Annotated in this window: 14 protein-coding genes; 6 read left to right on the forward strand and 8 right to left on the reverse strand. The window is 36.5% G+C overall.

Going from position 1 to position 13,817, the window contains the following annotated elements; all coding sequences use genetic code 11:
- Nucleotides 1-52 precede the first annotated feature (52 nt).
- A complete protein-coding gene (locus tag ACZ42G_RS12495) occupies nt 53-2,146 on the forward strand; it encodes a heavy metal translocating P-type ATPase (RefSeq protein ID WP_464852170.1) in 2,094 nt (697 codons plus the stop codon).
- A gap of 19 nt (nt 2,147-2,165) precedes the next feature.
- Here ACZ42G_RS12495 and ACZ42G_RS12500 read toward each other — a convergent pair whose 3' ends face one another.
- From ACZ42G_RS12500 to ACZ42G_RS12530, 7 genes are all read right to left on the reverse strand, one after another.
- Complete coding sequence (locus ACZ42G_RS12500; RefSeq protein ID WP_274893498.1) at nt 2,166-2,945, reverse strand: serine hydrolase; 780 nt, start codon at nt 2,943-2,945, stop codon at nt 2,166-2,168.
- Between the two features lie 121 nt (nt 2,946-3,066).
- Entirely contained in the window at nt 3,067-3,696 is a 630-nt protein-coding gene (locus ACZ42G_RS12505) for a TetR/AcrR family transcriptional regulator (RefSeq protein WP_464850657.1), read from the reverse strand.
- Between the two features lie 18 nt (nt 3,697-3,714).
- Nucleotides 3,715-4,515: an ABC transporter permease subunit gene (locus ACZ42G_RS12510; RefSeq protein WP_464850659.1), complete on the reverse strand. Its 801-nt coding sequence runs from the start codon at nt 4,513-4,515 to the stop codon at nt 3,715-3,717.
- Between the two features lie 12 nt (nt 4,516-4,527).
- Entirely contained in the window at nt 4,528-5,325 is a 798-nt protein-coding gene (locus tag ACZ42G_RS12515; RefSeq protein ID WP_464850661.1) for an ABC transporter permease subunit, read from the reverse strand.
- Nucleotides 5,326-5,337: 12 nt separating this feature from the next.
- Nucleotides 5,338-6,138, reverse strand: coding sequence for an ABC transporter ATP-binding protein (locus ACZ42G_RS12520; protein ID WP_464850662.1), 801 nt, complete (start codon nt 6,136-6,138; stop codon nt 5,338-5,340).
- A gap of 172 nt (nt 6,139-6,310) precedes the next feature.
- Nucleotides 6,311-8,794, reverse strand: coding sequence for an ASKHA domain-containing protein (locus ACZ42G_RS12525; protein ID WP_464850664.1), 2,484 nt, complete (start codon nt 8,792-8,794; stop codon nt 6,311-6,313).
- A 326-nt stretch (nt 8,795-9,120) separates the two neighbouring features.
- A complete protein-coding gene (locus ACZ42G_RS12530) occupies nt 9,121-9,285 on the reverse strand; it encodes a hypothetical protein (RefSeq protein WP_464850666.1) in 165 nt (54 codons plus the stop codon).
- Between the two features lie 200 nt (nt 9,286-9,485).
- Between ACZ42G_RS12530 and nikR the strand changes: the two genes are divergently transcribed.
- Genes nikR through ACZ42G_RS12555 form a run of 5 tightly spaced genes read left to right on the forward strand, consistent with a single transcriptional unit; the run spans nt 9,486 to nt 12,472 of the window.
- The gene (gene nikR / locus ACZ42G_RS12535) at nt 9,486-9,911 is read left to right on the forward strand and encodes a nickel-responsive transcriptional regulator NikR (protein ID WP_274893504.1); all 426 of its coding nucleotides are present in this window, start codon (nt 9,486-9,488) and stop codon (nt 9,909-9,911) included.
- A 12-nt stretch (nt 9,912-9,923) separates the two neighbouring features.
- A complete protein-coding gene (cbiM, locus tag ACZ42G_RS12540; protein WP_274893505.1) occupies nt 9,924-10,616 on the forward strand; it encodes a cobalt transporter CbiM in 693 nt (230 codons plus the stop codon).
- Nucleotides 10,613-10,930 carry a PDGLE domain-containing protein gene (locus ACZ42G_RS12545; RefSeq protein ID WP_085113067.1) on the forward strand — a complete coding sequence of 106 codons (318 nt, stop codon included), beginning with the start codon at nt 10,613-10,615 and terminating at the stop codon, nt 10,928-10,930. Before cbiM ends, ACZ42G_RS12545 begins: the two co-directional genes overlap by 4 nt.
- The gene (gene cbiQ, locus ACZ42G_RS12550; RefSeq protein ID WP_085113068.1) at nt 10,923-11,753 is read left to right on the forward strand and encodes a cobalt ECF transporter T component CbiQ; all 831 of its coding nucleotides are present in this window, start codon (nt 10,923-10,925) and stop codon (nt 11,751-11,753) included. The genes ACZ42G_RS12545 and cbiQ overlap by 8 nt, the downstream gene beginning before the upstream one ends.
- Nucleotides 11,744-12,472: an energy-coupling factor ABC transporter ATP-binding protein gene (locus ACZ42G_RS12555; protein ID WP_274893506.1), complete on the forward strand. Its 729-nt coding sequence runs from the start codon at nt 11,744-11,746 to the stop codon at nt 12,470-12,472. Before cbiQ ends, ACZ42G_RS12555 begins: the two co-directional genes overlap by 10 nt.
- A 26-nt stretch (nt 12,473-12,498) precedes the next feature.
- Here the strand turns inward: ACZ42G_RS12555 and ACZ42G_RS12560 are convergent, their stop codons facing one another.
- On the reverse strand, nt 12,499-13,644 hold the full coding sequence (locus ACZ42G_RS12560) for an MFS transporter (protein WP_274893507.1): 1,146 nt from the start codon (nt 13,642-13,644) through the stop codon (nt 12,499-12,501).
- Between the last annotated feature and the right edge of the window lie 173 nt (nt 13,645-13,817).

Below are 13,817 nucleotides of genomic sequence, written 5' to 3' on the forward strand. Positions count from 1 at the left end.
TTATTTGGCTTAAATTTATATGAAAGAAGGGATAGTGTTGGAATCAAATAGCATGAAAGGCTCAAAGAAGACATTCCTGTTAGAAGGATTAGACTGTGCTGTATGCGCAGCAAAAATAGAAGATAATGTAAAAAAGATAGATGGAATATGCAATGCCAATGTAGATCTTGTAAATACAAAATTGACTGTTGAATTGGAAGATATAAACAATATAAATGATATAAACAAAATTATAAAGAAAGTCGTAAAAGATGTGGAGCCAAATATTCATATTTCTGATTCTGAAAGCAAAATCGCAAAAGACAAAGACATCCGCTTTAATTGGAAAATCGTGCAATTATTATCTGCAGCAGTTTTATTTATTTTACCTGTTATTTTTAAACTTCCTGAATACGCAAAGTTATCCTTTTTCTTCATAAGCTACATTATTTCAGGTGGAGAAATAATTGCATTGTCTATCAAAAAAATCTTGAAAGGTCAGTTATTTGATGAGAATTTTCTCATGAGCATATCCACAATAGGTGCCTTTGCTATTGGAAAGTACGAAGAAGGCGTATCCGTCATGCTTTTCTATCAAATAGGAGCACTTATTGAGGATTACGCTGTAGACAATTCTAGAAAATCAATAAAAAATTTGATGGATATAAGACCTGACTACGCAAACTTAAAGATAGAAAATGATATAAAAAAGGTACCGCCAGAAGTAGTAAACATAGGCGATATCATCTTAGTAAAGCCAGGTGAAAAAATACCGCTGGATGGAAAAGTAATAGATGGCAAATCATTTGTAGATACATCATCACTGACAGGAGAATATTTGCCAATGGAAGTTACCATCGGTTCTGATGTATTAAGCGGCTTTATAAACAAAAGCGGCCTTCTCACCGTCAAAGTCGAAAAGAACTTTAAAGAATCAACTGTATCAAAGATTCTTGATTTGATAGAAAATGCCAGCAATAAAAAAGCACAAGCCGAAAACTTTATAACGAAATTTGCAAAATATTATACACCAGCCGTTGTCTTATCCGCTTTATTTATAGCTACAATCCCTCCTATAATTTTAAACGAGAACCTTTCAAATTGGATCTACAGAGCGCTGGTATTCCTAGTTATATCATGTCCATGTGCCCTTGTCATATCGGTACCATTAAGCTTCTTCAGCGGCATCGGTGCCGCATCAAAAAGCGGTATCCTTATAAAAGGCAGCAATTACTTAGAAGCTTTAAATGATGTTAAAACAATAGTTTTCGACAAAACCGGCACATTGACAGAAGGCACTTTCAAAGTGACAGAAATCTGTGCGGAAGACCCATTTAAAAGCGATGAACTGCTTAAATATGCTGCATACGGAGAATATTACTCAAATCATCCCATAGCATCATCTATCATAAATGCTTACGGCAGCAAAATTGATGTAGGAAAAATAAAAGATTATGTTGAGCTTGCCGGCAATGGCATAAAAACTATTATCGATGATAAGAAAATCCTTATAGGAAATTCAAAATTGATGAAAAGCCATAATATAGCATGTAAGGATGTCAGACCGTACAGTGCTGTCCACATAGCAGTAGACGGAAAATATGCAGGATACATCGTCATATCTGATACAATAAAAAAAGACTCCAAAGATACTGTAAAAGCACTTAAAAGCTTAGGTGTAGAAAAACTCATAATGCTTACCGGAGATAAAAAAGAAATAAGCGAATATATATCAAATGAGTTAGGACTTGATGGTGTTTACTCAGAGCTTCTGCCTGATGAAAAAGTTAATGTCGTCGATAAGCTGTGCAGCAATACTGATTTAAAAGGCAAAGTAGCTTTTGTTGGAGATGGGATAAATGATGCTCCTGCTTTAACAAGAGCAGACATCGGAATTGCAATGGGAAAAATCGGCACTGATGCTGCTATAGAAGCGGCAGACGTGGTGCTGATGACAGACGAGCCTTATAAATTGGTTGACGCCATAAAAATAGCAAAGAAAACTCATAAAATTGTTTTAGAAAATATAATTTTTGCATTAGGCGTTAAATTATCTGTTCTCACCTTAGGAGCATTGGGTTTTGCAACAATGTGGGAAGCAGTATTTGCGGATGTGGGGGTAACTGTGCTGGCAGTGCTTAACTCCCTTAGAATCTTGACAAAATAAAGCAGCGAGATTAGCTGCTTTATAATTTTACGTATTCGTCGTAAACCATCTTTGATATTTTCCCTATAGCCATTCTCCCATCAAGATTCGTATTCATGTTGTTTGTCATCACGCTTATTATGTAGTCGCAATCTTTTAAAAACACTATCCCTACATCGTGCTCTAATGACTTAAGTTCCCCAGGCTTATGAGCAATCAATACATCATCTGGCAGGTACAAGTTAAGCCTCCCAAATTCCTGCTGCTTCTTTAAAATTTCTATCATCTTGATGCTGTACTCCTCATCTACAACTTTTCCAGAGTACATCTGCTCTAAAAGGCGCGTCATATCCTTTGGACATGTATAGTTGTCTTTCCCAGATTTTATAGCTTCAAAATCCATCATCTTTCTCTGTATCTTAGTATGAAACAAACCTAAATCTTCTGCCATCTTATTTATGTTTTTCATATCTGCTATATCGATCAAAACATTTGCGGCAGTGTTGTCACTTATAATGATCATCAGTGTTATAAGTTCTTCTATGGTGAATTTGTGCTTGCTATTTAACTGGTACAAAATCCCGCTGCCATCTGTTTTCATAAAGTCAGATAAAACGATATTGTCAGTCAGTCTTATATACCCTTCTTTAGCCATCTTATATATCTGTGCCATGATAAGTATTTTTATCGTGCTGGCAGATGGAAACATCATTTCTTCATTTACGCCTATCATTTCTCCAGTCTTCAGATTTTTTACAGAAACACCTATGTCTCCACCAGCATTACTGACGAAATTCATTATGTCATCATGTAAACTCATAATTAAGCACTTCCTTTTCTCATAATTCCGTACGTCTTAATAGTATCACTTTTGAAGAAAAAATCCAGTACCTATTTAAAGGCAAAAAAATCAGGTGTATCAACCACCCAATTTTATTTAGTCACTTCTCATATATACCATACTTAAGCATGTTTATGCAACTTTTTAAATCATCAATGATTTTATCTTTATCTGCAATAAGTCTGTCAATGTCGTGATTATACATCTTTATATAATTGTTGGCAATGGCTTCAATAGACGTCATGATAAAGCTTAAAGACCTACTAATATCTACATCTTTTCGAAATCGCGACAAGTCTAAATTTCCCATAAACTTCTTCATGACTTCACTGCTTATTCTCTCATATCTTTTCAATATGTCATCTTTTATTTCTTCTGGCGAATCATAAATAGATACTGTCAAAAATCTGTACTCCAAAGGCTTTTTGTAATACAATCTGAATTTAACCATTGTCCAGCTCATAAGCCTGTCAAATATATCTGAAGACGAATCATCTATGAATTCATAAAAAGCAGCAACAAACTCATCTACAATGCGATCAAAAAGATACAAAAATAAATTCTTTTTGCTCTTAAAGTAGTGGAAAAGAAGGCCCTTTGATATTCCAGCATTTTTGACAATTTCGTTTGTAGAAGCCCTCATATATCCTTTTTCAGAAAACTCTCTTAGGCTTGCTTCAATTATCCTGTTTCTCTTTTCATCGCTTAAATTTTCAAAGCTTTCGTACAAAAAGATCCCTTCCTAAAACTATATTTTCAAATCCCTCTTTTGATAGAAAACATAAGTCCCGCCAATGCACAATACCACAATCAAAGCAGATATTACAACGTATATTATCTCAAATCTTTTTCCATTCATCAAATTCTTTGCGTCAAAATACTTAAAAGGCGTAAGGTACTTTAAGCGAGAAAGATGATTGTCTATATCTATGGCAAGAGATAAAATATACGTTGCCAGTATCACACCTATAGTAATAGGCGAAGACAATCTGGGATTTTTTAAAAACCCTGAAAAATACAATCCCAATGAAACATATATAAGCTGCAGTGCAAATACTCCCAACATCAATTTTAGCACATCACCGCTAATGTTTTCACCTTTGCTGTAGTATCCCACAAAGTACAAAGACGAAATGAAAGTAACAGCATTGAAAATGATTATATTTGTAAGCGCAGCAAAAAGCTTTGACGTAATAACATTTGCTCTCGGTACAGGTTTTGACATCAAAAATTCCGCAGTCTTATCATCTTCCTCTTTAGAAAGTATATTAGAGCCAATCAGTGAAGCGTGCAAAGCAGCCATCAATACGATGTATATAAACATGGCACCGTAAAAACCTATAGCTTTCGATAAGTCAAAATTTCCACTGCCAAACATGGATTTTAGCGCGTCAGGCATCTTTGAAATCATGTCGTTAAGAGATTGACCAGATATAGACGAGCTGGCAGCGTACTTTCCCATTGACGAAGCTACAAAGGCAATCATAACCAAAGACCATATAATCAACGACTTAACGCTGGATTTCATCTCTTTAATGTAAATATTCACCTATATCCCCCCTTACATTGCGTAAATGTCTCTTTTTTGGAAAAAGACATAGCTTAAAAAAATCGACACAACGACTATAAGCAAAGATATGATGGAAAAATGAATGTCATATGAGGAATTCTTCATGATATAGCTTAAATCAAAATATTTGAAAGGCGTCAAATATTTCATGTTGTCGTCGTTTAAAATAGCCTGAATCATGCCAATTACATAAAATGCAAATACCACTCCTAAAGATATAGAAGTTGTAGACTTGATCTTCTTCACAACTGATGACAACAAAACCCCCAGCGATAAAAATATCATCTCTACAAACAAAAGTGTGACAGAAATCATGAAAAAGAGTTTGATGTTAAAGGGCTCTTTCGTCACTGATTTTGCCATGATAAATGCAGATAAAAAGTAAACAGCATCTGTAATCAGAAGTATGACGATGGATGACAAAATCTTTGACGTCAAAATAGATCCTCGCTTTACAGGTTTTGTCATGAGAAAATCAGCCGTCTTAAGCTTAATCTCCTTTGATATTGCAGCAACACCGTAATTCATGGCTTGTATGGCGCCTAAAAGCACCACATAAGAAAACACATAAGAATAATAGCCTAAAAACTTAATTATATCGTCTATGGAAATGCCAAAAGCCTTCCTCACAGCTACAGGGTAGCCTTCTAATACATCCTTAAACAAAGACACATTCTTGTAAAACGTAGGATACATGGAAAGTAAAAAAACTGCCACAAAAGCTAATGATATAGACCATACGGCTAAAGACTTTGTTTTTGATTTCAACTCGTACAAAAATACGTTCATATTGACACCCCCTTAAGTGTAGTAGTGCATGAAGATTTCTTCTAAGCTAGGTTCTTCAATGGCGATATCTGATATGCTTATCTCTGCTATCTTTTTCATTATATTGTTTATATCACCTTTAAATAAAAAGCTGACTGTCCTGTCTTTTACCTGAAGATCGCTTACACCATCCATATTAAAATGCTCAGCCTTTAAAGGAGCATTTGCCTCAACGTAAACTTTCTTATAGCTGTTTTCCCTCAATGTGCTTATCTTCTCAAGGCTCACTATTTTGCCTTCCTTTATGATAGCCACCCTATCACACAATTTTTGGACTTCGCTTAGTATATGAGAGGAAAATAAAATTGTAACACCTTTCTTGTTTTCCTCTTTTAAAAGATTGAAAAACCTTTGCTGCATAAGTGGGTCAAGTCCGCTTGTCGGCTCATCTAATATAAGCAGTTTAGGCTCATGCAAAAGCCCCTGGACTATGCCTACTTTTTTTCTATTGCCATATGAAAGGTCGTCGATCCTTTTGTTAAGCTCCAAATCCATAAGTTCGGAAAGCTCTTTTATCCTTTTGCTGCAGTCTTTATTATAAAAACTTGCAGAATACCTTAAAAGGTCTATCACCTTCATGTTGTCGTAGTAGAATACTTCTGATGGCAGATATCCTATATCCTTTTTTATATCTGGGCCGTACTTTATGCAGTCCTTGCCAAAAATCTTGGCACTGCCAGATGTGGGATAAATAAGTGATAAAAGTATCCTTATAGTGGTGGATTTCCCTGCTCCATTAGGCCCTATAAAGCCGAAGATTTCACCTTCTTCCACATCAAAGCTTACATCCGATTATACCTCTCGATTTCCCGTAATACTTGGTCAAGTTATTAACTTCAATGATTTTCATAAAAGCGCCTCCTTTTGACCATTTGGTCAATTCCCAATTCGATTATATCTCTAATTGACCATGCAGTCAATACACTTTTAAAAAATAAGAGGGATTTTAAAAGTACAGGGATTTTAAAAATTCCTCTTGAAAATATGGGTTATTTGAAAGTTCGATGTACTTGACCTTATCTCTTATCTCTTTAGATTTCTCAAACATCTCATCAGAAAGAAGCGCAAAAGATGCTCCTAACCCCGCTGCGTTCCCTATTTGAACTGCCTTTTCTTTTAATCCCTTTGGTATAAGCCCTATTGCTGCAGCGCTTTCTACGCTTATGTAGCTGCCAAACCCTCCTGCTAAGTAAACTTTTTTTATATCTTCTTCATCAATATTCATCTCTCTCATGAGAATATTGATTCCAGCCTGTATAGCTCCTTTTGCCAATTGCACCTGCCTTATATCCTTTTGTGTAAGGTATATGCCACCTGCCTCGTCTATTAAAAACGATGGCATATCGTCGTATTGCACAATGCGATCTAAAAACTTTTTACCAACTACGCTTGTCACTTCATCTTTATCCAATATCCTTCCAGTATTATCAACTATTCCATGCTTAAAAAGCTCTGCCACCACATCCACGATACCTGAACCGCATACACCCTTTGCCGCCTTTCCTCCAATAGTAGTAAATATGGGATCTCTTTCAAGATCCACATGATCTATTGCACCTTCTACTCCGCTTAAACCAAAAGTGATGCCAGCTCCTTCAAAGGCAGGCCCTGCAGCAGCGGAACAGGATATGAGAAAGTCTTTATTCCCCAGCACTATCTCTCCATTTGTGCCTATATCTATCAGCAAAATGATATCATCACTTTCACTGATGCGGCTTGAAAGTACAGCCGCCACTGTATCCGCTCCTACGTATGAAGCAACCATAGGAAGCGTCACAACGTATCCTTCTCTGTTTATATCTATCCCCAAATCTTTCGACTTCACTTCAATCGATGACGTAAACGCAGGTATATAAGGCGAATTAGCGATATTCTCAGCAGGTACTCCTAAAGCCAAGTGGATCATGACAGTATTGCCAACCATCACTACTTCATATATATGTTCATTTGAAATTCCTTGTCTTTCACAAAAATAATCTACTATCATATTGATTTCTTCAATCATCGCCACGTGCAATCTATAAAGTCCATCTTCTTTAGCGATTGTGTAATTTATCCTCGATATGACATCGGCGCCATAGGACCTTTGTGGATTTGTTCCTGAAAAGACGTCTATCATTTTCCCTGTGGCAATGTCGTACAAATATGCAGCGATTGTAGTGGTGCCTATATCCAAAGATATGCCGTATAAACTGCCAACAAAGTCAGTACCTTCAATGGATATGATCTCATTCTTTCTCAATACACAAATGGCATTGTAACCACTTTTATCTAATACACCTGGAAGCACCTTCAATACGCTTAGTGGAATTTTTGCGTCAAATCCTAATGCGTCGCATATCCTCTTAAAATCATCTCTCTGGTCATCCAGTGTAGGCGTATCAAGCTTTATGGGGATTTTTTTGACTCTCGGGTTTAGACTGTCAACTTCAAATAGTCCAACGCTTTCAGTCAAGACTGATATTTCTCCTTCATCTAAAACTGTGATAGAAAGATCTCTATCAACATTTACAAAGCATGAAAGCCTTACGCCTTTTTCAAGCTCTACATCGCTTAAATTTTTCATCTCCTCGGAAGTCACAGGAAGCTTATAATCTATTATAACTTTGCACTTTCCACAATTGTGATAGCCACCACATGAATTAGGCACTGGCACGCCATTCTCTATCAATGTTCTAAAAAGGTTTGCACCATCTTGTGCTAAAATTTCCTTGTATTCATCTCTGTATTTGACTTTCAGTGTGTGATACATCTTTTTCTCATTGCGGTAGATACACTGAAAAAAATCGCATTTGCTGCAATCGTGGTGTGACGATGATGACTTAATATCTTTTCCTATTCCTAATATGAAGGACAGAGATTTTACAGGATGCATCATGTTACTTTCATCCAACGTAACACCTATCTTAGATGCATCCAGGTGTTTGAATATAATCTTCTGTGACGCTATATCCCACTTGTCATCGCCAGGGAACATCATCTCAGTCAATACATACCCTTCTTTTGACGCATAATTTGCCACATCGCTGTAAAACTTCTCACAAAGCTTATCTAATGCCGCATTTCCAATGGCATCGTATATCATTCCATCCATATACTTCCCATCATCAAAAAGTCTTGATGATACATTTTCAATGCTGTCTTTAATAGTGACAACAGCCATGATGACATATTCTGCGCCTTTTAATCTTTCTACTATGTGCTTTTCATTTATCACATCATCGCTTAGAAACCTTATATCATCATTTTCATGGTCGTACTCAAAAGAAACTCTGTCAAAGCAAACTACAGGCTCAATAAGAGCATAAGCATCGTGTATAGCATTTCTGATTTTATCTAATAAACCTTTATAAGGCTGGGAATCCTTGTATCCCAAATACCTTAAAACAGACTTCTCATCTATCTCTATTTCATAAGACTTTATATCCATCTTCTCCTCCTCATTTTGTTTCATTATAGAAACTACTTCTGTCAAAACCAAACTTAGCCAACTATTGAAATGGTGGTAAAATTCGTCATCTGGATTTTCCGTATTTTATTATCGCCCATATTCCTAATATTGCTACAACACTTACGCAAATTAAAACCAAAATTATAACTATCGCCATTTTATACCTCATATTTAAAAATTATTTGTTTATTTTTCAATGATTTTGGTTTATAATATATATTGCAAGGAATTGCAGGAAATTGTCATTTGGATATAAAACGCATTTTTAGATTATGCTTTTGGGCATAATCTAATTTTTTTATCTTTTATATTTCTACTGAAAACTCTGTCTTAGCCTTGTCTACTATGTTTGCTTTTGTTTGGACTTTTACCGCAATGTTATCTCTATTGTATACTACCATCGCTACTATGCCCACAATTGCTACTATCGTTGTGCAAAAAATTAATGTTATTTGTACACTTTCACTCACATACTCACCTCCGCGCTTTGCTCCTGCAATTCCTTGACGGTGTAGAAGAGGTGAGCAGTATTTTATATCCAAATCCCCTTATATTATAACATATCTATACAAAAAGGTATCAATTAAGCTTATTTATGAATTATTCTAAATCTCTATTGATTATCAATCGATTTAGTGCTATTATTTTTATAAAAGTAACACAAAAGGAGATGATACATCTGGAAGAAATTACACGTTTCGGAGTCTCGATGGAAGCGAATTTACTTTCACAGTTTGATAAATTGATTGAGTCAAAAAATTACAAAAACAGGTCTGAGGCAATAAGAGATTTGATTAGAGATTACATAGTGGAAAACCATTGCCAATCAGATGACGCCGAATCAATCGGCACTGTCACGTATGTCTACAACCATGAAGTAAGGGAGATAAGCGACAAACTTGTGGACATTCAGCATGGACACCATGAAAACATAATCTCCAGCATGCACGTCCACCTTGATGAGCACAATTGCCTAGAAGTGATGGTTGTAAAAGGCACTTCAAAGACTATATCGGCTATAGCCGACGAGATAATAAGCACAAAAGGCGTAAAGCATGGAAAGCTTGTCATGACGACGACAGGCAAAAATTTATAAGGGGGAGTTTTTATGCATATACCAGATGGATATTTAAGTCCTTCCACCTGTGCTGTTATGGGTGCTGCAATGGTACCTGTATTAGCTGTGGCAACAAAGAAAGTAAATGAAACTTTTGATAAGAAGGACGTACCTACAATGGCAATAGGTTCAGCCTTTGCCTTCACCATAATGATGTTTAACGTGCCTATACCTGGTGGTACAACAGCCCACGCTGTAGGCGCCACGCTTTTGGCCATCGCATTAGGTCCATGGGGAGCCAGTATTTCTCTTACAGTCGCACTTCTTATACAATCGTTGTTCTTTGGTGATGGTGGCATATTAGCATTAGGTGCAAATAGCTTTAACATGGCATTCGTAGCACCTTTCGTTGGATACGGCGTATACATGCTGCTTCAAAAGTTTAAAGTAGGAAAGGTGATATCGTCTGCCATAGGTGCATACATAGGCATAAATGCAGCAGCACTTGCCGCATCAATAGAATTAGGACTTCAACCTGTGCTTTTTCACACAGCAGACGGTCGTGCCTTATACTTCCCATACGGGCTTAGTCAGTCTATACCTGCCATGATGTTGGCGCACCTTACAGTAGCCGGGTTAGTAGAGGCAGCGGTAACTGGACTTGTAGTTTACTACCTTATTAAAGCTGGTGAAGACAACATGCTTTATAAATTCTCTTACAGGCTAAGGGGTGAAAATAAATGAAGAAACTTTTGATAGCTGCTATAGTGATAATACTGCTTACACCGATTGGACTTTTAGCACCAGGATCTGCATGGGGTGAGTGGGGCATAGATGAGATAAAAAACATGGTGGGATATGTGCCAAGCGGAATGAAACACTTTTCAGATACAGTAAAGGCTTTATTCCCTGATTACGGCATACCTGGCTTTGACAAAAACTTTTTCCAGCAATCAATAGGTTACATATTCTCAGCTATCGTAGGAATCGCAGTAATTGCCATAGTGTTTTTTATCCTTAGCAAAATGATAGGTAGACAAGAGGGAAAAAATGAGTAATTTCATCGAAAAGACTGTATTGAGTATACAAAGTACATTTCAAGATATGTTTGAGTCAGACGAAATTGCCATAAAACACGGCCTTATGCAATCACTGGACACGAGAGTACGGCTTTTATCTATATTGCTTTTGATCCTCTTATGCAATTTAAGCAGCTCATGGCAATTTCTGTGTTTGATGGTTGTATACTCTATTTTTGTTGCTATACTTTCGAAAGTGCCAATAAAGTCCTATATATTCAGGGTATCATCAGTATCCGTAATCTTCACAGGGATCGTATTAATACCGTCATTGTTTAACATTGTGAAGCCAGGAAATCCGCTTATATACATTGGCAAAAACTTGTACATTACAAGGAGCGGAGCTATAAGCGCATCGATTTTCATAATGCGCTCTTTTGTCTCCCTTTCTTTCATATACATTTTGATACTGTCCACAAAGTGGGTGGAGATTTTAAAAGCCTTTAGATACTTCAAGTTGCCGAAAATTTTCTCTGCCACACTTGATATATCGTTTAGGTATATAACTCTTTTCCTGGATGTGGCGTCAAACATGTACCTTGCCAGAAAAAGCAGAAACGTAGGAAAGTCTAAAGGCAAAAGCGAGAGAAGATTTGTAGCATCGTCAATGGGAAATCTCTTAATAAGATCTGAACATTTAAGCAGCGAAGTCTACAGTGCCATGATTTCTCGCGGATACAAAGGCGAATACAAGACAATAAGCGACTTTAAATTTGATATCTTTGATGCAATCTGGATATTGTTCAACATATCATTTTTTGCAGCAACTTTTATTGTAAAAGGAGGCAGACTTTGGATATAGTATTTGAACTTAAAAGCGTTTCGTACTCATATATAAAGCCACAACCTGCACTTATTGATGTGAACTTTAGCGTATTAAATGGAGAAAGTCTAATAATTTTAGGTGCCAACGGCTCCGGAAAGTCCACTCTATTAAAATTAATGGATGGCTTGATAAAGCCAGATAAAGGCGATATATTGGCATTTGGCAAATCCATATTGGATCTGAAAGGCGACCAAGAATACCATTTTAGGAGAAAAGTGGGTTACCTTTTTCAGGACTCTGACGTCCAGCTTTTCAACACATGTGTTTTCGATGAAGTAGCATTTGCTCCACTGCAGATGGGATTAAATCCAGATAAGGTAAAGTCGATGGTAGAAAATACTCTTGAGTCGTTTGGCATCGCAAAATTAAAAGACAGACCGCCATACAGGTTAAGTGGCGGTGAAAAAAAGAAAGTGGCTTTAGCATCAATAATGGTAATAAATCCAGATGTGTTGCTTTTAGATGAGCCTACAAATGGCCTCGATCCAAGGTCGAGAAAATGGCTTTATAAAATGTTAAGCGACCTAAAAAACGAAAGAAAGACGCTTGTAATATCTACACACGATTTGGATTTAGCCAGAATCATTGCCGATAGAGTCGTTGTAATGAATGAATCACATTCGATAGAAGCTGTAGGAAAAGCCAATGAAATACTTGATGACAGCACACTGCTTGAAAATGTGAATCTGATATGAATTTAGCTCCCACAATCGGGAGCTTTTTATTTAGAATACAGTTTAAGCGATGACTGAAGAACATTAAGCATTACAATCACCAGCACCATAAAAACTACGATAAATGAAAATCCCACAAACACGCCGAATAAATCGCTTAGCTTCCCTATTATAAAATTGGCTACCATGTTTATAGACGAACTTACAGTAACTATGACGCTTATGACAACACCTGTATTTTCTTTAAAGCTCTTCATTGCCAATGCCATAGTCGTAGGATAAATTATAGAGTAAAATAAACCTGCCATAGACAGAAGAATCGATAAATCCTGACTTACCATGCTTAAGGTCACAAAAGATGCTGCTAATGATGCAAATATAAATATGCTTTTTATATACCCTATTTTCTCAACCACAAACCCGCCTAAAAGTCTGCCTATTGTAAAAGCAGCAAAGAAAAGCGACAAGTACATAGAACTTTTTACGCTGTTCATGCCGTAAGATCCTTTAAGGTACGTCACAGCCCAGTTGCCTATGCCGACCTCTGATGCGATGTAAAATCCTAACATGACTGAAAACAAAATGACATGCCTATCTTTTAGTACATCCAAATATTTTACTTTACCGCTACCTACATATTTAACTGTGCCAGGAAATCTCGTAAACAAAACCACAATAAGCATTAAAAAAGCTATAATGCCTCCAAAAAGATATATACTTTGCCATGAATACTTTAAAGCCACAAGCCTTCCTGCCGCATTTGGCGAAATCGTAGCACCTAAGCCGTAAAAGAAATGCAAAAGGTTCATCATTATGGCCTGATTAACCAAAAATGCAACTGCAGCAGTGGCATTTATGCCTATCTCCAGCATCCCTATGCCAAAATTCATGCAGAAGAAGAAAATCAAAAACACAAAGAAAATCGGTGATGCAAAATACCCTAAAATCCCTATGATGATAAAGACAAGTCCTAAGGACAATGCCATCTTGCTGCCATATCTATTTACAATCATCCCACCAACAAACGAAGCTATGATAAAGCCAAGGCTTCCTATAAACAGAAGAAGCCCAATGTACGTATAATCAACATTGTAAAACGACTTAATTGGCGATAATACAGGACCTTTTATGTTATCGACAAGACCTATTAAAAGCATCAAAAGGTAATTTAAAACAACAATAAATATCTGCATTTTTTCCTCCCTTATCAATAATGCCATATTTCATTATATAGCATTAAAGGGAATAATACAATGAAATATACTCTTACACTTAATAGCCATAGCCTCCAAAGAAAGGGAGATAAAGCTAATGTCCACCAATAAAAAAAAGGCGGAAACAAAACCGCCAAATAGATTTGTACAAA

The sequence above is a fragment of the Thermoanaerobacterium calidifontis genome (genome assembly GCF_055381745.1).